Source organism: Halomonas stenophila, assembly GCF_014192275.1.
In the GTDB taxonomy this organism is placed as follows: Bacteria; Pseudomonadota; Gammaproteobacteria; order Pseudomonadales; family Halomonadaceae; genus Halomonas; species Halomonas stenophila.
Genome location: NZ_JACHXR010000011.1, coordinates 95961 through 114628 on the forward strand (window position 1 = coordinate 95961; position 18668 = coordinate 114628).

General features: G+C 71.8%; 19 protein-coding genes. 8 read left to right on the forward strand and 11 right to left on the reverse strand.

Annotated features, from left to right (window positions below):
• Window positions 1–12: 12 nt before the first annotated feature.
• From FHR97_RS16035 to FHR97_RS16045, 3 genes are all read right to left on the reverse strand, one after another.
• Window positions 13–1248: an ABC transporter substrate-binding protein gene (locus FHR97_RS16035; RefSeq protein WP_183384805.1), complete on the reverse strand. Its 1236-nt coding sequence runs from the start codon at window positions 1246–1248 to the stop codon at window positions 13–15.
• Window positions 1245–2372 (reverse strand): aminoglycoside phosphotransferase family protein, encoded by a 1128-nt coding sequence (locus FHR97_RS16040; RefSeq protein WP_246404093.1) that lies wholly within the window; start codon window positions 2370–2372, stop codon window positions 1245–1247. The genes FHR97_RS16035 and FHR97_RS16040 overlap by 4 nt, the downstream gene beginning before the upstream one ends.
• Before the next feature lie 269 nt (window positions 2373–2641).
• A complete protein-coding gene (locus FHR97_RS16045) occupies window positions 2642–3046 on the reverse strand; it encodes a VOC family protein (RefSeq protein ID WP_183384806.1) in 405 nt (134 codons plus the stop codon).
• 88 nt (window positions 3047–3134) lie between these two features.
• On the opposite strand from FHR97_RS16045, the gene FHR97_RS16050 reads away from it, so the two are divergent.
• From FHR97_RS16050 to FHR97_RS16085, 8 genes are all read left to right on the forward strand, one after another.
• Window positions 3135–3449: a putative quinol monooxygenase gene (locus FHR97_RS16050; RefSeq protein ID WP_183384807.1), complete on the forward strand. Its 315-nt coding sequence runs from the start codon at window positions 3135–3137 to the stop codon at window positions 3447–3449.
• Between the two features lie 54 nt (window positions 3450–3503).
• Window positions 3504–4991 (forward strand): NfeD family protein, encoded by a 1488-nt coding sequence (locus tag FHR97_RS16055; protein ID WP_425486100.1) that lies wholly within the window; start codon window positions 3504–3506, stop codon window positions 4989–4991.
• 45 nt (window positions 4992–5036) lie between these two features.
• A complete protein-coding gene (locus FHR97_RS16060) occupies window positions 5037–5822 on the forward strand; it encodes a slipin family protein (RefSeq protein ID WP_183384808.1) in 786 nt (261 codons plus the stop codon).
• A gap of 381 nt (window positions 5823–6203) precedes the next feature.
• Window positions 6204–7694: a SulP family inorganic anion transporter gene (locus FHR97_RS16065; protein WP_183384809.1), complete on the forward strand. Its 1491-nt coding sequence runs from the start codon at window positions 6204–6206 to the stop codon at window positions 7692–7694.
• Between the two features lie 93 nt (window positions 7695–7787).
• Window positions 7788–8642, forward strand: a complete 855-nt coding sequence (locus tag FHR97_RS16070; protein ID WP_183384810.1) for a universal stress protein — start codon at window positions 7788–7790, stop codon at window positions 8640–8642.
• A gap of 94 nt (window positions 8643–8736) precedes the next feature.
• Window positions 8737–9936: an MFS transporter gene (locus FHR97_RS16075; protein ID WP_183384811.1), complete on the forward strand. Its 1200-nt coding sequence runs from the start codon at window positions 8737–8739 to the stop codon at window positions 9934–9936.
• Window positions 9937–10151: 215 nt separating this feature from the next.
• A complete protein-coding gene (locus tag FHR97_RS16080; RefSeq protein WP_183384812.1) occupies window positions 10152–10493 on the forward strand; it encodes a TraR/DksA family transcriptional regulator in 342 nt (113 codons plus the stop codon).
• Between the two features lie 78 nt (window positions 10494–10571).
• Entirely contained in the window at window positions 10572–10934 is a 363-nt protein-coding gene (locus tag FHR97_RS16085) for a RidA family protein (RefSeq protein ID WP_183384813.1), read from the forward strand.
• A gap of 22 nt (window positions 10935–10956) precedes the next feature.
• Here FHR97_RS16085 and FHR97_RS16090 read toward each other — a convergent pair whose 3' ends face one another.
• Genes FHR97_RS16090 through FHR97_RS16125 form a run of 8 tightly spaced genes read right to left on the reverse strand, consistent with a single transcriptional unit; the run spans window position 10957 to window position 18647 of the window.
• Window positions 10957–11577, reverse strand: a complete 621-nt coding sequence (locus tag FHR97_RS16090; RefSeq protein WP_183384814.1) for a 4'-phosphopantetheinyl transferase superfamily protein — start codon at window positions 11575–11577, stop codon at window positions 10957–10959.
• Window positions 11571–12296 (reverse strand): 3-oxoacyl-ACP reductase FabG, encoded by a 726-nt coding sequence (fabG, locus tag FHR97_RS16095; protein ID WP_183384815.1) that lies wholly within the window; start codon window positions 12294–12296, stop codon window positions 11571–11573. Before fabG ends, FHR97_RS16090 begins: the two co-directional genes overlap by 7 nt.
• Window positions 12293–12766 carry a hotdog family protein gene (locus tag FHR97_RS16100; RefSeq protein WP_183384816.1) on the reverse strand — a complete coding sequence of 158 codons (474 nt, stop codon included), beginning with the start codon at window positions 12764–12766 and terminating at the stop codon, window positions 12293–12295. Before FHR97_RS16100 ends, fabG begins: the two co-directional genes overlap by 4 nt.
• Window position 12767: 1 nt before the next feature.
• Complete coding sequence (locus FHR97_RS16105) at window positions 12768–13955, reverse strand: beta-ketoacyl-ACP synthase (RefSeq protein WP_183384817.1); 1188 nt, start codon at window positions 13953–13955, stop codon at window positions 12768–12770.
• On the reverse strand, window positions 13952–14527 hold the full coding sequence (locus FHR97_RS16110) for a DUF3261 domain-containing protein (RefSeq protein WP_343065614.1): 576 nt from the start codon (window positions 14525–14527) through the stop codon (window positions 13952–13954). Before FHR97_RS16110 ends, FHR97_RS16105 begins: the two co-directional genes overlap by 4 nt.
• Window positions 14524–15786, reverse strand: coding sequence for an NAD(P)/FAD-dependent oxidoreductase (locus FHR97_RS16115; protein ID WP_183384818.1), 1263 nt, complete (start codon window positions 15784–15786; stop codon window positions 14524–14526). Before FHR97_RS16115 ends, FHR97_RS16110 begins: the two co-directional genes overlap by 4 nt.
• Window positions 15770–18109, reverse strand: a complete 2340-nt coding sequence (locus FHR97_RS16120) for an MMPL family transporter (protein WP_183384819.1) — start codon at window positions 18107–18109, stop codon at window positions 15770–15772. Before FHR97_RS16120 ends, FHR97_RS16115 begins: the two co-directional genes overlap by 17 nt.
• Complete coding sequence (locus FHR97_RS16125; RefSeq protein WP_183384820.1) at window positions 18096–18647, reverse strand: outer membrane lipoprotein carrier protein LolA; 552 nt, start codon at window positions 18645–18647, stop codon at window positions 18096–18098. The genes FHR97_RS16120 and FHR97_RS16125 overlap by 14 nt, the downstream gene beginning before the upstream one ends.
• Window positions 18648–18668 lie beyond the last annotated feature (21 nt).

Here is an 18668-nt window from a genome sequence, read left to right on the forward strand (position 1 = left end):
CCCGCCCGAGCATCAGCCCTGGGCATAGCGTGCGAGCCAGGCCGCCTCCAGGGCCTCCATCCAGCTGGGATGGGGCTCGGGCAGCAGCCTCTCCAGGGCCTCCGGGGGCAGGCGCGCCGGGTGGTCGTCGTCTCCGCCGAACAGTGCCCGGGCGTCGGCGTCGAGCCGGTCCATGTCGAGCACGGTGGGATCGCCCCAGACGGCGATGTCCTGCTTGCGGGCCTGGGCCTCGGGGGAGAGCAGGTAGTTGGCCAGCACCATGGCGCCGGCCTTGTGCCGGGCATTGAAGGGGATCGCCACAAAGTGGACATTGCCCAGGGTGCCGCCGTCCAGCACATAGCTGCGGGTGGTGGGGGGCAGTTGGTGGTCGGCCACCGCCGCGGCGGGCTCGGCGGGATTGAAGGTGAAGGCCAGGGTCAGTTCGCCGTCGCCCATCAGCTGCTTGAGTTCGGGCCCGCTGGCGGGGAAGTGGCGGCCCTGGCGCCACAGGTGCGGGTGCAGGGCATCCAGGTAGTCCCACAGCGGGGCGGTCACCGCCGCCACATCGTGGTCGTCCGCCGGCTCGGCCAGTACCGTCGGATCCTCGACCAGCTCGAGCAGGGCCTGCTTGAGGAAGGTGCTGCCCAGGAAGTCCGGGACCAGGGGGTAGGTGAAGCGGCCCGGGTGGGCCTTCGCCCAGTCGAGCAGGGCCCGCATGTCGCGCGGCGGCGTCTCGACGCGCTCGGCATCGTAGTAGAAGGTCAGCTGGGCCTTGCCCCAGGGGGCTTCAAAGCCCTCGGTGGGCAGGGTGAAGTCGGTGCGCATCTCGGGGTTGTCGTCCGGCGCGGTCAGCGCGAAGTGGGGCAGCCGCTGGGCGAAGGGGCCGAACAGCAGGCCGTTGCGCTGCATGGCGGCGAAGTTCTCGCCGTTGATCCACACCAGATCGATGGCGCCGTCGTCGACGTTGCCCGCCGACTTCTCGGCGATGACCCGGGAGACCGCCGCCGCGGTGTCGTCGAGCTTGACGTGGACCACTTCCACGCCGTGGCGCTCGGCCATCCGCCCGGCCACCCAGCCGATATAGCGATTGACGGCGGCGTCGCCCCCCCAGGCGTTCCAGTAGACGGTCTGGCCCCGGGCCTGGGTCTCGATGTCGTCCCAGTCCTCGGGCAGGCTCGTCTCGGCGGTCGCCGCCGCGGGAAACGAGAGGGCCAGGGCTATCGCCAGCAGCAGGGGGAGCGCGCGTCGGGCCAGATCGCTTGGGGTCATCGTGGTGATCCTGTGCAGTGGGGAGAGCGGGTGAAACGCGCCGCCAGGGCCTCGAGCTCGTCGCGGCCGCGCCGCAGCGTGGCCGGGGCCAGGTAGTGATCGACCCGGTCGCGCACGTGGGCGACCAGGGCGTCCTCGCTGAGCGCGGCGGACCAGTCCTCGCCGTCCCCGGCGTGACGCGGCCGACGCCCCTGGGCGACGCGCCACTTGGCACACCAGGTCAGCGACCACAGCCACATGGCGCGGCGACAGGCCAGCAGGGCCTCCGGGGGATGCGCGGCGGCGGCCGGGCCCATGGCCTCTCGCCACTGGGCATGAAAGTCGGCGAGCTGGTCGAGGCTCAATACCGCCCGGCTGGCGAGGTCCCAGGTGGTGGAGGTATAGAGGCTGGCATGGGCCAGGTCGAAGCCCGGCAGGCCGTAGCGGCACTTCTCCAGGTCGACCAGCACCGCGCGGCCGCCGGCCTCGACCAGGAAATTGCCCGGGTGGGCATCGAAGCTGATCAGCCTCGCCATGCCCGCGGCCTCCGGCAGCCGCTCGGGGAGCGCGGCGAGCTGGGCCTCGATCAGCCGGTTCGCCTCGACCCCGAGCCCCGCCTCGGGCAGGGCGGCGGCCTGGCCGAACACCTCCTCGCGCATCGCCCGCCAGGGATCGTCGGGCGCCTGCAGGGGCGCACGCTCCGTTGCCGGCGGCCGGGGCAGCCGATGCAGGCCGGCCAGGCTGCGCGCGATGGCCGGCAGGTCCTCGGGCAGCCGTGCCGGGCGGCCCTCGATGGCCTCGACCAGCAGGGCGCCCCGGGGCAGGTCCTCGTCCGGCGGCAGCAGGCCGTGCAGGGTCGGGGCATGGCCGCCGGCGGCGGCCCGCGCGAAGCAGGCCGCCTGGTAGGCCAGGTTATCCCGGGCCGGCAGGCCCATCTGGCTCTGCTTGGGAATGCGCGCCACCAGGTCGCCGTCGTGCCGGCGAAGCCACACATGCCAGTGGGCGAGACCGGTATCGGCCATCGTCGTGAGATCCTGGATCGCCTCGCGTTTACCGGCCCGCGCCAGGGCGCGGGTCAGGCGAGCCGGCAGGGTGTCTGCGTCGCGGCGATCCCTGTCGGCCGGGTGGGACGACGTCTCGGGCATCGGGAGTCCTTTTGTCGGTGGCGTGCCTGCGCTCGGTCGCATGCGGCGCGCCTTCCTTACAACGGCGGTCCGGAAGACCGCGCCCTCGTGTCCCAGCATAGCCGCCGACGCCCGTCGGCCGGGTGCTTGCCGTCAACGCCGCGTCCTGTCAGCCCGACGCCGTGATCGCCAGTCGCGCCACGAAGAAGGGCGCCACCGTGGCCGGTGACGCCTGACGAGTCTGCATGCCGGGGGAGTCGGCGGCCAGCGACCGCCGCGGGACAACCGGGTCAGCGCAGGCGCTGGCCGGATACGCTGGGATGGTAGAGCGGTTGCACGGTATTGCCGTCCGGATCCTTGCAGTAGAGGCTGCGCCCCCCGTCGGCGTGGTCATGAGGGCCGCGTACCACCTCGACGCCCTGGTCGAGCAGGTAGGCGTGCCAGGCATCCACGTCCTCGCGGGCATCGACCACGAAGCCGAAGTGATCGAGGCGCTGGGGATCGTCAGCGGTGGGCCGGCGGGCCCGGGACAGCGAGACATTGTCGTTGCCGAGCGTCAGGTAGACGAGGTCGTCGTGGGCGCGGCGCAGCACGTCCAGGCCGAGCACCTCGACGTAGAAGCGCTCGCAGGCCTCCAGGTCCTGGACCTGCAGGGCGATGTGGCGCATGCCGTTGAACGGGGCGGGGCGTTGCATGGGACCTCCTCGGCGCGATGGGGCTTCATCAATGCTTTGGAAAATGTTTCCATAAAAATCGCCAATCCACAACCCTCGGGAGTCCCCCATGTACTGCATCATCGTCCAGACCCGACTGAAGCCCGGCACCCGCGAGCGTTTCCTCGCGGCCATGCTGCCCAATGCCGAGGCCTCGGTGCGCGACGAGCCGGGCTGCCATGCCTTCGACGTGATCGAGGATCGCGATACGCCGGACCTCTTCCACCTCTATGAGATCTACACTGACCAACAGGCCCTGGCGGCCCACAAGGCAACACCGCACTACGCGGCCTGCCGGGCGGTCGTCAACGAGCTGATCGCCGAGCAGCAGGTGATTCGCGCCGATGTCCTGGCGACGAGCCTTGGGGTGCGCCCCGGAGCCTGAACGAATCGCCTGGCCCGGCATCACAGGATTAACCTTATGCCAAGGCGAGGCACCATGATGTCCACGCGATCGCTGTCCCGGCGTCGAGTCGTCTTCTGGCTGAGCCTGGCCTGTCTGCTGCTGGGTAGCCTGGCCGCCTGGCAGTCGACGGCTCAGCAGGAGCGCGGCACGGCGCTGATGATGACCCTCGACGGCGCCATCGGTCCGGCCACCAGCGACTACTTCATGCGCGGTCTCGAGATCGCCGAGGAAGACGGCGCCGAGCTGGTGGTGGTGCAGATGGATACCCCCGGGGGCCTCGACGCCGCCATGCGCGACATGATCTCCGCCATGCTGTCCTCCGAAGTGCCGGTGGCCTTCTATGTCTCTCCCGGCGGCGCCCGGGCGGCCAGCGCCGGCACCTACCTGCTCTACGCCAGCCATGTGGCGGCCATGGCCCCGGCCACCCACCTGGGCTCGGCCACGCCGGTGCAGATCGGCGGCGGGGGCGGTCTCCCCGGCATCGGCGAGCCGGAGACGCCGAGCGACGAGGGGGACGGCGAGGCCCAGGACGGCAAGGACAAGAGCGGCGACTCGGCGAGCGAGGAGGGTGCGGGCAGCGAGCCAGGCGACACCGCCGAAGCGCCAGCGAGCGAGCCGGACAAGCGCCGTGGCGAGACCGCCATGGAGCGCAAGGTGCTCGAGGACGCCGTGGCCTATATCCGCTCGCTGGCCAACCGTCATGGCCGCAACGCCGACTGGGCCGAGGCCGCGGTGCGCGAGGCGGTCAACCTCACCGCCCGGGAGGCGCTGGAGCAGAACGTCATCGACGTGCTGGCCACCGACCTCGACGACCTGCTGGCGCAGATCGACGGCCGCGAGGTGGTCATGGCCGACGGTACGCTGACCCTGGCCACCGCCGATCTGGCCGTCGAGCGCTTCGATCCGGACTGGCGCACCCGGCTGCTGGAGGTCATCACCAACCCCAACGTGGCCTACTTCCTGATGATCATCGGCTTCTACGGCCTGATCTTCGAGCTCTCCAACCCCGGCAGCCTGGTTCCGGGCACCATCGGCATCATCTGCCTGTTGCTGGCGCTCTTCGCCTTCCAGGTGCTACCCGTTAACTATGCCGGCCTGGCGTTGATCCTGGTGGGGCTGGGGCTGATCGTCGGCGAGGCCCTGATGCCCAGCTTCGGCATCCTCGGCATGGGCGGCATCGTGGCCTTCGTGATCGGCTCGGTGATGCTGATGGATGCCGACACCCTGAACATCTCGCTGCCGCTGATCGGCGGTATCGCCCTGGTGGCGGCGGGGCTGATGCTGTGGATCATGACCCGCTTCCTCGGCCTGCGCCGGCGCCCGGCGCGTACCGGCCAGGAGGAGCTGCTGGGCAACGAAGCCCAGGTGCTCGAGGACTTCCAGGGCGAGGGCCATGTGCGACTCCATGGCGAGCGCTGGAATGCGCGCAGCCGTCGTCCGCTGAACCGCGGCCAGGTGGTGCGCGTGGTCGGCATCGACGGCCTCACCGTCGAGGTCGAGCCGGAAGATGGATCGTCCTGAAGGAGGCCGGCGGACGCCGGCCCTCAACGTCGAGGAGAGACAACCATGATGATTTCCTATCTCGTGCCGGTCGTCCTGGTGCTGATGCTGCTGGCGGCCTCGATCCGCATCCTGCCGGAGTACAGGCGCGGCGTGGTGTTCTTCCTCGGGCGCTTCCAGGCGGTGAAGGGGCCGGGGCTGTTCATCATCATCCCCGGCATCCAGAAGATGGAGGTGGTCGACCTGCGGGTGATCACCATGGACGTGCCCGAGCAGGACGTGATCTCCCAGGACAACGTCACCGTCAAGGTCAATGCCGTGCTCTACTTCCGGGTGGTGGACCCGGAGAAGGCGATCATCCAGGTGGAGCACTTCGTCAATGCCACCAGTCAGTTGGCTCAGACCACCCTGCGTTCGGTGCTGGGCAAGCATGATCTGGACGAGATGCTCTCCGAGCGCGACAAGCTCAACGACGATATCCAGGAGATCATCGACGCCTCGGCGGAGGGCTGGGGCATCAAGGTGGCCAACGTCGAGATCAAGCACGTCGACCTGGACGAGAGCATGATCCGTGCCATCGCCCGCCAGGCCGAGGCGGAGCGCGAGCGGCGCGCCAAGGTCATCCACGCCGAGGGCGAGCTGCAGGCTTCGAAGAAGCTCGTCGAGGCCGCCCACGTCATGTCGGCCAACCCGGCGGCGCTTCAGCTGCGCTACCTGCAAACCATGAATGACATGAGCAACAAGAACGCCTCCACCATCGTGGTACCGCTGCCCATCGACCTGATGGATGCCTTCCGCCAGATGGCGGAAGGCGCCGGCCGGCGACCCACGGGGGCGTCCCGGGACGAGTAATCGGACAACGTTGCTCGGATGCAGCGGGCTTTCGAGTCTGATAGACTCTGGCGCTCTCGTCGGGGATGTTCGTTAGACGTTCGTTCAACGCCCCCGCTGATCTCGAGCCAGGGAACCGACAGACCGTGATGACTCCTCGTTCCGGGCTGGCCACGCCGCCCTAGTATCTCCCTCCCGATTCGGATCGCGATGCCGTCGTCATGATGTCATCGCGGTCGGGCATCGTCGTGATGCCCAGGGCGCCCTCGCGCCCGCCTTGCACTTCTGTCTGCTCATCGACACGCCTCGGCGTCGGCCTCCCTCGGGATGTCGGGATGGGTTGCGCACGTCACGCAGCCCGGCGCCCCACGGCATCACAATCACCCCTGACGGGACCGCAGCATGTACGAAAAGATGAAACTGAGCTGGTTCTCCAACCTCAAGGGCGACACCCTGGCGGGTATCGTCGTGGCCCTGGCCCTGATCCCGGAGGCCATCGCCTTCTCCATCATCGCCGGGGTCGACCCCAAGGTCGGCCTCTATGCCTCCTTCTCCATGGCGGTGATCATCGCCTTCGCCGGCGGCCGACCGGGGATGATCTCGGCGGCCACCGGGGCCATGGCGCTGCTGATGGTGACCCTGGTCAAGGAGCACGGCCTGGAGTACCTGCTGGTCGCCACCCTGCTCACCGGGGTGCTGCAGATCGCCGCGGGCTATCTGCGGCTGGCCGATCTGATGCGCTTCGTCTCGCGCTCGGTGGTCACCGGCTTCGTCAATGCCCTGGCGATCCTGATCTTCATGGCCCAGCTTCCGGAGCTGACGGGCGTCACCTGGCACGTGTATGCCATGACCGCGGCGGGGCTCGGCATCATCTATCTCTTCCCTTACGTGCCGGTGATCGGCAAGACCCTGCCCTCGCCGCTGGTCTGCATCCTGGTGCTCACGGGCGTCTATCTGGCGACCGGCATGGACATCCGCACCGTGGGCGACATGGGCGAGCTGCCGGATACCCTGCCGGTGTTCCTGTGGCCGGAGGTGGCGCTCAACCTGGAGACCCTGATGATCATCCTGCCCTACTCGGTGATGCTCACCGTGGTGGGCCTGCTGGAGTCGATGATGACCGCCACCATCGTCGATGACCTCACCGACACCGGCAGCGACAAGAACCGCGAGTGCAAGGGCCAGGGCCTGGCCAACATCGGCACCGGCCTGCTCGGCGGCATGGCGGGCTGCGCGATGATCGGCCAGTCGGTGATCAACATCAAGTCGGGGGGCCGGACTCGCCTCTCCACCCTGATCGCCGGCGTCGCCCTGCTGATGATGGTGGTGTTCCTCGCCGACTGGGTCTCGCGGATCCCCATGGCGGCCCTGGTGGCGGTGATGATCATGGTCTCCATCGGCACCTTCAGCTGGACCTCGATCCGTGACCTCAGGAAGCATCCGCTCTCCACCAACCTGGTGATGCTCGCCACCGTGGTGGTCACGGTGGGGACCCACAATCTGGCCATCGGCGTCTTCGTCGGCGTGCTGCTGGCGGCGCTGTTCTTCGCCAACAAGGTCGGCAACATCCTCTATATCGGCTCCGAGGAGGCCGACGAGGGCAGCCGCCGGATCTACAGGGTGGTCGGCCAGGTATTCTTCGCCTCCTCCGAGCGCTTCGCCGCCGCCTTCGATTTCAAGGAGAGCGTGGAGAAGGTCACCATCGATCTTTCGCGGGCGCACTTCTGGGACATCACCGCCGTCCAGGCGCTGGATCGGGCGGTGATCAAGTTCCGCCGCGAGGGCACCGAGGTGGCGCTGATCGGCCTCAACGAGGCCAGCGCCACCATCGTTGACCGCTACGCCATCCACGATGACCCCGAGGCGGTCGAGAAGCTGATGGGCGGGCACTGAGGCGCCGCCCGACCTCCGCCCCTGTGACGGGGCGGCCGCGATGGTGTAGAACGTGGGTAACGAGACAACACACGCCGGCTTCAGGACAGAAAGATGACAGAACAGGTGATGGCCGCCATCGACGGCTCGCAGTTTTCCGAGGGCGTCTGTGACTACGCGGCCTGGGCCAGCCTGGCGCTGGAGGCGCCGCTGACCTTCCTCCACGTGGTCGACAACCACCCCCAGACCGCCGAGGCGGATCTCTCCGGCAACATCGGCCTGGGCTCCCGGGAGCACCTGCTCGAGGAGCTCTCGCACCTGGACGAGCAGCGCGCCAAGGTGGCCCAGGAACGGGGCCGCCTGATGCTCCAGGCGGCCAGGGATCGAGCCATCGAGGACGGCGTGGCGGAGCCCGCCACCCGCCAGCGCAACGGCACCCTGGTGGAGACCCTGGAAGAACTGGCCGACGAGACCCGGCTGCTGGTGATGGGCAAGCGCGGCGAGACCGCCCACCAGGACAGCGAGCACCTGGGCTCCAACCTGGAACGGGTGGTCCGCAGCCTGCATCGCCCGATCCTGATGGTGCCCGAGGCCTTCCAGCGCCCCGAGAGGGTGATGATCGCCTTCGACGGCAGCACGACCACTCGCAAGGGCGTCGAGATGCTGGCCAGGAGCCCGCTGTTCAAGGGCATTCCCTGCCATGTGCTGATCGTCGGCGCCGACACCGGCGACCACCGCTCCCAGCTCGACTGGGCGCTCGCCACCCTGCGTGAGGCGGGCCACGAGGCCGAGGGGGCCATCCGGGCCGGCGAGGTGGAGGAGACCCTGCGGGCCTACAAGGAGGAGCACGCCATCAACCTGGTGGTGATGGGGGCCTACGGGCATTCGCGCATCCGCCACCTGCTGGTGGGCAGCACCACCACCTCGGTGCTGCGTCGGGCCAGCATTCCCGTACTGCTGCTGCGCTAGGTCGTCGCGCCCCGGGATCTCGGGGCGCCCCGCAAGGCTCAGGCCCCGCCCCGGCGGGGCCTTTGTCGTGGTTTGCTGCCAACCGGAGACCACCATGAGCTATCGCACCCTGTTGAGGGACCATCGGGGACTGCTCGGCATCGCCTTCCTGGCGATGTTCTCGTCGAGCCTGGGCCAGAGCTTCTTCATCGGCCTCTTCCAGGTTCCCATCGGCGAACGGCTGGGCCTGTCCGCCGGCGAGTTCGGCACCGCCTACGCCCTGGTTACCCTGGCCAGTGGCTTCGCCATGCTGCGCCTCGGTCCCAGCATCGACTGGGTGGCGCCGCGTCGCTTCGCCCTGGCCGTCCTGCTGGCGCTGCTCGCCGGCATCCTGTTGCTGACGCTGTCCCCCGGGTGGCTGGTCGGGCTGCTGGGACTGGGCCTGGTGCGCCTGTGCGGCCAGGGCATGATGAGCCACCTGGGCAATACCCTGGCGGGACGCGAGTTCACCGCCCTGCGTGGCCGGGCCCTGGGTCTCGCCGGGCTGGGATTGATGCTCGGCGAGACCCTGCTGCCGCCGCTGGTGGCCGCCCTGCTGGTGTGGCTGGGCTGGCGCGAGCTGTGGTGGAGCCTGGCCGCGGGGGTCGCCCTGGCGTGGTTGCTGATGCTGGCTGGCGCCCCCTGGCCGGCGGCACCGCGCTCGCGGGGGGACCGGCAGGCGACCCGCGATGGTCCACGGCCCTTCCGCGAGGCGCGCTTCTGGCGCTTGCTGCCGCTGCTGATGGTCCTGCCGATCACCATGACCGGGCTGTTCATCTTCCAGGCACACCTGACCGAGGCGATGGGCAGCTCGCTGGCCATCTACTCCCTGGCCCTGACCGGCATGGGGCTCGCCAAGCTGCCCGGGGCGCTGCTCGGCGGCCACTGGGTCGACCGGCTGGGGCCGGTGCGCCTGGCGCGCCTCTATCTGCTGCCCTTCGCCCTGGCCCTGGCGCTGGCCATCACCCTGGGCGGGCACCTGGCGGTATGGGCCCTGATGATGGGGGGCGGCCTGGCGATGGGCGCCCAGGAGTCCATCGCCACCAGCCTGCTGGTGCGGCTCTGGGGTGCCGAGCACCTGGGCCGGGTGCGTGCCACCCTGAGCGCGGCCATGGTGTTCTCCACCGGGATCGCCCCGGCGGTGCTGGGGGTGGCGCTCGACCTGGGGGCTACCTTCACCCTGGTGCTGGCGGGCATGCTGGCGCTGCTGGTCGGCAGCTGGTGGCTGGCCCAGGGAGTGCTGGCCAGCCCCGAGGCCCAGGGGGTTACCCCCTAGGATGAGCGCGTATCGGCCTGGAACCGGGCGCATGACGTCCTACGGTCTTTCTCCTGTGGGTCGTCAACATGGTTGTGGTGCCACCGCGCATCGAGGCGATGCGTCGATATGCCTTGATGAGTCGAGGCCGATGACGAATGCTTACAGGGCGAACGCAAGAACGTATGCCGGGCGTGCCTGCCCGTGCCGCCCTCTCCCTGCCCACGGAGCCGGAAATGAATCATCTCGACCTGAACATGGCGACCGTCTCCGCTCGCCTCGAGGCCATGCGCGACGACCTGCTCCAGCAGAGCGCCGACAGTCGCGATGCCCGCGAGACCGTGATGCTGGATCAGTCCTCGGTGGGACGCCTGTCGCGCATGGATGCCCTCCAGGGCCAGGCGATGGCCAAGGCCGAGGAGGAGCGCCGTCGGCTGACCCTGACGCGCATCGCCTCGGCCCTGGCGCGGATCGAGCGGGGCGAGTACGGCGTATGCATCGCCTGTGGCGAGTGGATCGCGGTCCGGCGCCTGGAGGGAGACCCCGTGGTGTTGAAGTGTATCGACTGTGCCGAATGACTCGGTGATATCGACTGCTTTTCCCTTCTATGCCGGGTTATCATCTGGCCTTCCCCTTTATCGCTAGGAGACGTATCGATGACCATTCAACGCCACGATACCAAGGCCCGCATGAGCCGCGCCGTGATCCACAATGGCGTGGCCTACCTATGCGGCCAGGTGGCCGGGCCCGAGGCCCGTCAGGGCGATATCACCGAGCAGACCGAGAGCATGCTGGCCCGGGTCGACGCCCTGCTCGAGGAGATCGGCTCGGATCGCGAGCACCTGCTCACCGCCACCATTTATCTCAAGGAAGGCCACGACTTCGCGGCCATGAACGCCGTCTGGGATGCCTGGGTGCCGGAAGGCCATGCCCCGGCGCGTACCTGCGTCTGTGCGCCGATGCCCGCCGACAAGCTCCGGGTGGAGATCACCGTCACGGCGCTGGTGAAGGCCGGCTAGCCGGCCCCTTGGCAAGCCGGGCTCAGAGCGGATCGCCTGGGACCAGGCGGCGCAGCGGCAATGGCGGGGCGGCGTGGATGCGCAGCCCGGCATGGGGAGCACAGACCGACAGGGTCCAGGCGGCCTCCTGCCATTGCCAGGCGTGGAGGCTGCCGCCGGGGCCGAGGCTGACCAGGCGGGTGGCGAGCACCGCGGCCGGCGGCCGCTCGGCGAGACTCGCCAGCTTGAAGAGTGCCTCGTGGAGGGTCCAGGCCCGGTAGAAGGCCGCCGGCGGATCCTCGGCGGCGAGGATGGCCCGACGCACCTCGGGCTCGGGCAGTCGGGCGACCAGCGCCGCCAGACGCCCGGCATGGCGGGCCCGGGCATGCTCCAGGTCGAGGCCGACGGGACAGTCGGCGAGCCCCGCCACGACCCGGTCGTCGCGATGGGAGAGGGTCGCGTGAAGGCCGGTCGGCAGGGCGGGGTGGCGTGGCGGCCCTGAGCCCCGGGGCGACCAGTCGTCCACCGGGCAGTCCAGCCCCCGGCGCCGTGCCAGGCGGCTGAGCAGCTCACGTCCTCGGCGCGAGGGCGCGTCGTGGCCCTGGCCGGGGGGCACCCGCGCCAGGACCAGGTGCAGCGTCGGCCCCGCGTGGGGACTCAGCACAGGCCACCGTTCACACCGAACACCTGGCGGGTGATGTAGCCCGCCTCGCCGGAGCACAGGAAGCTCACCAGGGCGGCGACCTCGTCGGCGGTGCCGGCGCGGCGCATGGGGATCTGGCCGAGGGTCGCCGCATCCAGCCGCTCCTCGGTCATCCCGGTGTCGATCAGCCCGGGGGCCACGCAGTTCACGGTGATCCCGCGGCTGGCCAGTTCCACGGCCAGGGCCTTGGCCGCGCCGATCAGGCCGGCCTTGGCGGCGCTGTAGTTGACCTGGCCACGGTTGCCCATCACTCCCGAGACCGACGACATCACCACGATCCGGCCCGGGGCCCGGCGACGCACCAGCGGCAGGACCAGCGGCTTGACCACGTTGTGGAAGCCATCGAGGTGGGTGTGCAGGACGCTGTCCCAGGCCTCGTCGGTCATGGCCGCGAAGGTGGCATCGGCGGTGATCCCGGCGTTGCACACCAGGCCGTAGTAAGCGCCGTGGGCCGCGACGTCGTCCTCCAGGACGCGGCGGACGGTCTCGCGGTCGGCGACGTCGAAGCACAGCAGGCGGGCCTGGCCGCCCGCCCGACGCACCTGCTCCACCACGGCCTCGGCGTCGGCCGAGGGTCGGCGGGCGTGCACCACCACGTCGAAGCCGTCGCGAGCCAGGCGCAGGGCGATGGCGCGGCCGATGCCGCGGCTGGAGCCGGTAATCAGGATGCTGTCGTTCATGGTGCCTCGTAGGGGCGGGGCGCGGCCCCGCGTCGATGGGGTTCGAAGACCTGCAGCCGCCCCTCGGCCAGTGGCTCCCCGGCCTGATCCAGCACGCGGCCGTGGAACTCGGCCAGGCCATTGTCGGCCCGGAAGTCGAGGGTCACCTCGACCCTGACCCGGCGCCCCAGGGCGAAGTGGCCGGCCGAGCAGGCATAGTGCCGGCTGCCGACCAGAAAGCCGACGGCGGGGGCCTCGCCGCGGCGGGCCGCCTCGACGCCGGCCCAGGCCGCGACGGCCTGGGCCAGCCACTCGAGGCCCACCCAGCCGGGGATGCCGCGGGGCGTGGCGAAGGGGTCGTCGGGCCCGGGGCAGGTCTCGGCGATGAGGCAGCCGTCGTCCAGCGTCACCAGCCGCTCGAGCAGGCACATGGCCTGGCGGTGGGGCACGAAGGGCGCGATGGGGCAGGGCAGGTCGGGCAGGTCGGTCATGTCAGTCGTGGCGTCCCAGCAGCAGCGCGGCGTTGTTGCCGCCGAAGGCGAACGAATTGCTCAGGGCCAGGCGCGGCCCGCCGGCGCCGGCGGCGCTCACCAGCGGCAGCGCGGGCAGGTCGGGGTCGTAGTGGCCGTCGTAGACGTGGCGCGGCAGGAAGCCGGCGTCCAGGGCCAGCCAGCAGAAGGCCGCTTCCAGGGCGCCGGCGGCGCCCAGGGTATGGCCGGTGAGGGCCTTGGTCGAACTGCACGCCGGCGGACGGGGGAACAGGGCGGTGATGGCCGCCGCCTCCATGCGGTCGTTGTGGGGGGTCCCGGTGCCGTGGAGGTTGAGGTAGTCGACCTCCTCGGGGCGGCGCCCGGCCTGCTCCAGCGCCTCGCGCATGGCCGCCAGGGCGCCGCCACCGTCGGGACGCGGTGCCGACACATGGTAGGCGTCGGCGCTCTCCCCGGTGCCCTCGAGCTGGATGCCGCCCGTGGTGGCCTCGACCACGAACAGGGTCGCCGCCTCGCCCAGGTTGATGCCGTCGCGGTGGCGCGAGAAGGGCTCGCAGGGTCGCTCGCTGACGGCCTCGAGGCCGGCGAAGCCGTTGACGGTGAGCCGGCACAGGCTGTCGGCCCCGCCGGCGATCACCGCGTCGCACTCGCCGGCGAGCAGCAGCCGGCGGGCACTGGCCAGGGCCCGAGCCCCGGAGCTGCAGGCGGTGGAGAGGGCGTAGGCCGGCCCGGCCAGGCCCAGGCGGTCGGCCACGAAGCGTGCCGGCGCGCCCAGCTCCTGCTGGGCATAGCGGAAGCCGTCGGGCAGCGGCCCCTGGCCCGCCCGGGCCAGGGCCTGCTCGGTCTCGGCGATGCCGGAGGTGCTGGTGCCGATCACCACCCCGATGCGTGCCGGATCATGGGTGGCGAGCACCCGGTGCAGCGGCGCCGCGAGGCGTTCCAGGGCGGCGGCCAGCAGGCGATTGTTGCGGCTGCGGTGGGCCGCCGGCCAGTCGTCCATCGCCGGGAGGGGGACCGTGACGCGGCCCAGCGGCAGCGGCCGGCCGGGCGTGTAGGCGTCGTCGGTGGTCAGCCCCCGGCGCCCCTCGGCCAGCGCCTCGCGGATCTCGGCGAGGCCGCTGCCCAGGCTGCAGACGATGGCCGGCGGCGACAGCCGACAGGGCTGCCGTGGCGGGCAGGGACGTGGGCTCATGGCGGGGGTTCCTTCAGGGGGGCGATGGTCAGACGGTACTCACCCTGGCGGTCATCCAGCAAGACCCGTTGCGTGTCCCCGAGCCGGGGATCGGCCGGGTGGATCCGCGCGACGAGGGTGCCGCGATGGCGGATCTCGCGGCTGTCGCCGACCCGCGCCACCGACCAGGCCGAGCCGGCGAAGGCCTGCCGCAGGGCCTCCAGGGGCCACAGGCACCACTCCAGACGGGCAGTCAGCCAGTCGGCGGGGACCGGCAGCGGGGCCTCGCCGGGGACGGCGGCGTCGCCGCTCTCGTAGCGGCTGCCGCGGGCATCTCGGATCAGGGTGGCCAGGCGCTGGCCATAGGGGGTGAGCAGCACGGCGCGCAGGCGGTCCGCCTCCATGCTGATCACCATGATCAGGGTCCGGGCTGGTCCGGCGTCGGGGGCCAGGGTCAGGCGTCGCTGGACGGGCTCCTGGTTCGGCATCGCCGCCAGCGCCGGCGAGGGCGGCGGGGCCGGCCGCAGCGCGGCGCAGCCGCCCAGCTGCAGGGTCAGCAGCAGCGCCGGCAGCAGGCTCGACAGCGCCCTCACGGGGTACCCTCGGCAGATGGCCGGTGACCGCAGAGGCGGGCCAGGGCGGTCAGGCGGCGATTCGGGGCCCGCACGAAGGGGTTGTCGCGATCCCAGGCATAGCCGGCCAGCACCGCGCTGATCTGCCGACGCAGCGAGGCGGGCTGGCGGGGATGGAAGATGATCGCCGGCAGGCGGCCGTCGTACCAGGCCTCGACGAAGGCCCGGAAGGTGGCGATGCCGCGGCGCAGCGGCGTCTCGAAGGCCGCCGCCCAGTCCACCGCCTCGCCGTCCAGCCGACGGGCGACCAGGGGCGCGGCCAGCAGCGCCGAGCGCAGGGCGATGGTGACGCCCGAGGAGAACACCGGGTCGAGGAATTCCCCGGCATTGCCGAGCACGGCGTAGCCGGGGCCATGCAGGCGGCTGGCCGCCGCGGCATAGCCCTGGAGCTCGTCGAGCGGGCGGCGCCGCCGCGCGTCCCGCAGCAGGCCGCGCAGGCGGGGTTCGGCGTCCAGCAGCGCTTGCCAGCGTGCCTCGGCCGTGTCGCCGTGGCGGGCCAGGGCCGCGGGGTCGCCGACCACGCCCAGCGAGGCGCGGCCGCCGCTGAAGGGGATCAGCCAGTACCAGACGCCGGCTTCCCGGGGATGGATCGCGATGAGGATCTTGTCGCGGTCGAAGGCGGCGTCGCGGATGCCATCGTCGACATGGCTGAAGAGTGCCTGGCGCGGCGCCAGCCGGGGCGGGCGGGCGAGGCTCAGGCGGCGGGCGATCACCCGCCCGGGACCGCTGGCATCGAGCAGGAAGCGGGCCGTCAGGACCCGGGTGCGTCCGTGCTGGTCGACCCGGGTGAGGCGGGGGCGCCGGTGGTCCGGGTGGACCTCGGTGACCGTCACGCCGAATTCGACCTCGACGCCCTGCCCGGTGGCGGCGTGGATCAGCCGCTGGTCGAAGTCGGCGCGCTCGACCTGATAGGTGTGGCGCCAGCCGGGGCCCGGCTGGTCGCGGAAGTCGACGGTGGCCTCCCGCCCCCGCCGGGTGAAGGCGGCACCATCCTTGACCTGGTAGCCGCCGCGCTGGACGCTGTCGAGCAGGCCGGCCCGCGAGAGGTCCTCCATGCACGCCGGCAGCAGGCTCTCGCCGAGGCAGAAGCGCGGGAAGTGGTCACGCTCCAGCACCCGTACCCGGTAGCCGGCGCGGGCCAGCCAGGCGGCGGCCGCCGCCCCGGCGGGGCCGGCGCCGATGATCAGCACGTCCGCGTCGGTGTCAGGGTGTCTCGACATGGGCACTCTCCCTTGGCGAGGTCTCGACGCCGGGGGCGGCCCAGCGTGCCAGCCACCATACCAGGGCCAGGCCGATCAGGCAGGACAGTCCCAGGTAGTGCAGCGCGGGGGTGGCGCTGAAGGCCAGCAGCCCGAAGGCCAGCAGGCTGGTCAGGGTGGACAGGCTGATGGCCAGCCAAGTGGCCGCCCGGCCCTCGGCCTCGGCGCCGAAGATGCCGGCGTCCAGGCCGATGCCCAGCACCAGCAGCAGGCCGAGCTGGCTGAACACGTTCAGCGGGACCCCGGCCAGGGCATAGACCCCGAGGACCCCGAGCACCCCACCCAGCGGCGGGGTCAGCACCCGCCAGGTCCGGCCACGATAGCGCCAGGCCAGGCCCAGTGCGAGCAGCGCCAGGGCGCCGCCCAGCCAGCCGGCGATCTGGCCGCGCAGCTCGCCGAGCAGCCGGCCCAGGCGAGCGGCGCGGTCCACGTAGGTGACCCCCGGCCGGGTATCGGCCAGGGCCTGGAGGCGGGCGTCCAGCGCCTCGGCCCCGGCGCCGGGGGGCAGGTCGGCCAGCAGGATCAGGGCGGCCACGCCGTCGCCGGTGTCACCTAGCCACAGGCGCCGCTGGTGACGCCCCGGCGGGGACGCGAGCCAGCCCTCGACGTCGAGCAGCGGCACGGCCTCGAGCCGGGCGCGGGCCCTGTCCAGGGTCCGGGGTGGCAGGCCGGCGCGCGCCACCAGCTCGGCCAGCGGCTCGCCATAGAGCCGCCGCACCCGCTTGAGGTCGGCGGCCTGGCGCGTCGGCGAGGGCACGCTGTCGGCGAGGTTGTGGACGCTGAAGTCGGCGCCCTGGTCGCGCCAGCGCTCCAGGGTCGTGCCGAGGCGCTCGAGGCGCTCGAGGAGGCGCGGCTCGTCGGCGGCGGTGACCAGCAGGTAGCGGCGGCCGGTGTCGCGGCCCAGCAGCCCCTGAAGGGCACGCTCCTCGTCCAGCAGGTCGGCCGGCGAGGGGTTGAGCAGGGCCAGGCTGTCGTCGGTGTCGAGCCGCCAGGTGACCAGCCCGACGACCAGCAGCAGGCCGACCAGCGCCAGGCGCGGCGAGAGTCCGCCGCGGGGGCCGGTGCGGCGCCACCAGCCTTGCGCCAGGCGCGCGGTGGCAGGGGATGTGGCGAGGCGCAGGCGGGGCAGCCACAGCACCACGGTGAGCCAGGCGCCGGCCAGCCCCAGGGCGGCGAACACCGCCATCTGGCGCAGGCCCGGCATGGGTGTCAGGGCCTGGGCCAGGTAGGCCACCAGGCTGGAGGCCAGGCCGAGGCTCAGGGCCGGCAGCATGGGCGACAGCCGGAATTCCCGGCCCTGGACCGCGCGACGGCACTGCAGGTGCAGGGCGTAGTCGATGGCGATGCCGATCAGGCTGGCGCCGAAGGCCAGGGTCAGCAGGTGCAGCCGTCCGAACAGCAACAGGGTCAGCGGCAGGGCCAGCAGCAGCCCCGTCGCCAGCGGCAGCAGCATCTGGGCGATGGCCCGCGGCGAGCGGAACACGGCCAGCAGCACGCCGAGCAGGCCGGCCAGGGCACCCAGGCCGATGGTGGTGATCTCGTTGCGCGCCTGGCGGGCGCCGGCGGCGGCGTGGAAGACCAGCCCCGAGCGGGAGAGCGTCGCCTCGGGATGATCGGCCCGGAAGGCCTCCAGGACGGCGGTCAGCGAGCGCTGGGCGGCCAGGTCGTAGGGCGAGGCGGCGAGGTGGCCGATCAGCAGGGCCTGGGGCCGGCCGCCGTCGCTCACCGTCAGCAGGCCGTCACGGGTCTGCACCGGGCTGGTGTCGCGGGCCGCCAGCCAGCGGTCCAGCAGACCGAAGGGATCGGCGACCGGATCCGTGGTGGCGGTCGGCGAGAACAGCGAGCGCAGGGCCGGTGCCACCAGGGCCTGGCCGCCGTCGGCGTCGATTTCCCGGCGCACCGCCCCGGTGAGCAGGCGGTAGCGGGCCTCAGCGAGGCGCTCGCCGGGGGCCCGGTCGGCCAGGTCGCTGGCCCGCCAGTCGAGGCGGGCGAGCAGTGGGCGCTCGCCGCCGGCGGCCTGCAGGGCACGGGCCAGGTCCGCGGCCGCCTCCGACAGCGACGGCGCGTCGAGCAGCAGCACGAAGCGCTCGGCGAAGGCCTGGCCCAGCTGGTCGTCCGCCCGCTCGACCAGCGGCGTGCGGCGATCCTCCGGCAGCATCGCGGTGAGCCGGGTGTCGGCGGGCAGGCCGTCGCGCAGCAGCCACGCCAGCAGCAGGGCGCAGCCCAGCAGCAGGCCCCCCCAGAGGGCGGCCAGCAGGCGCCGTCGGGTGTCAGGGGGCGGCATCGCCGGCCTCCACGGGCCGCTGGTCGAAGAGACGCACCCGCAGCCGGTCGCCGTTGGCCGCGTCCAGCGCCAGCCGCTTCAGGTAGCGGCCGCCGCGCAGGCGGATCTCGTCGATGCGCTGGCGCAGGGCCGCCTGGCGCGGTCGCAGGGTGACCCGCCAGGCGTCGGCGTCGCCGCTCAGGGTCAGGGTGAAGCGTTCCTCGAGGGCCGGCCAGTGGCCCTGCAGCAGGTCGAGGAACAGCGCGGCGGCCTCGGCCTGGCGGCGATCGTCCGCGCCCACCTCGGGCGGCGATGCGGCCGAGAACTCGAGGCGCTCCTCGACTGGCGTCTCGAGGGTCCACACCACCCTGACGTCGCGCTCGTAACGGAAGTGGCCGGTGCTCTCCAGCTGGCTGTCGAGGTCGGCCAGGTGGCGGGTCTGGGCGAAGCGTCCCTCCAGGCTGGGCGTGGCCTCGAGCCGGCGTTGCAGGTCCCCGAGCCCGAAGGCCAGGGCCGTGGCGGGCAGCAGGCACAGCAGCAGGGTGAGCAGGCGGGTCATGGGCGGTCTCCCTGAGGGGCC

Coding starts and splice junctions, on each gene's coding strand:
- FHR97_RS16035 (WP_183384805.1), bottom strand. CDS start 1,248: ATGACCCCAAGCGATCTGGCCCGACGCGCGCTCCCCCTGCTGCTGGCG.
- FHR97_RS16040 (WP_246404093.1), bottom strand. CDS start 2,372: ATGCCCGAGACGTCGTCCCACCCGGCCGACAGGGATCGCCGCGACGCA.
- FHR97_RS16045 (WP_183384806.1), bottom strand. CDS start 3,046: ATGCAACGCCCCGCCCCGTTCAACGGCATGCGCCACATCGCCCTGCAG.
- FHR97_RS16050 (WP_183384807.1), top strand. CDS start 3,135: ATGTACTGCATCATCGTCCAGACCCGACTGAAGCCCGGCACCCGCGAG.
- FHR97_RS16055 (WP_425486100.1), top strand. CDS start 3,504: ATGATGTCCACGCGATCGCTGTCCCGGCGTCGAGTCGTCTTCTGGCTG.
- FHR97_RS16060 (WP_183384808.1), top strand. CDS start 5,037: ATGATGATTTCCTATCTCGTGCCGGTCGTCCTGGTGCTGATGCTGCTG.
- FHR97_RS16065 (WP_183384809.1), top strand. CDS start 6,204: ATGTACGAAAAGATGAAACTGAGCTGGTTCTCCAACCTCAAGGGCGAC.
- FHR97_RS16070 (WP_183384810.1), top strand. CDS start 7,788: ATGACAGAACAGGTGATGGCCGCCATCGACGGCTCGCAGTTTTCCGAG.
- FHR97_RS16075 (WP_183384811.1), top strand. CDS start 8,737: ATGAGCTATCGCACCCTGTTGAGGGACCATCGGGGACTGCTCGGCATC.
- FHR97_RS16080 (WP_183384812.1), top strand. CDS start 10,152: ATGAATCATCTCGACCTGAACATGGCGACCGTCTCCGCTCGCCTCGAG.
- FHR97_RS16085 (WP_183384813.1), top strand. CDS start 10,572: ATGACCATTCAACGCCACGATACCAAGGCCCGCATGAGCCGCGCCGTG.
- fabG (WP_183384815.1), bottom strand. CDS start 12,296: ATGAACGACAGCATCCTGATTACCGGCTCCAGCCGCGGCATCGGCCGC.
- FHR97_RS16100 (WP_183384816.1), bottom strand. CDS start 12,766: ATGACCGACCTGCCCGACCTGCCCTGCCCCATCGCGCCCTTCGTGCCC.
- FHR97_RS16105 (WP_183384817.1), bottom strand. CDS start 13,955: ATGAGCCCACGTCCCTGCCCGCCACGGCAGCCCTGTCGGCTGTCGCCG.
- FHR97_RS16115 (WP_183384818.1), bottom strand. CDS start 15,786: ATGTCGAGACACCCTGACACCGACGCGGACGTGCTGATCATCGGCGCC.
- FHR97_RS16120 (WP_183384819.1), bottom strand. CDS start 18,109: ATGCCGCCCCCTGACACCCGACGGCGCCTGCTGGCCGCCCTCTGGGGG.
- FHR97_RS16125 (WP_183384820.1), bottom strand. CDS start 18,647: ATGACCCGCCTGCTCACCCTGCTGCTGTGCCTGCTGCCCGCCACGGCC.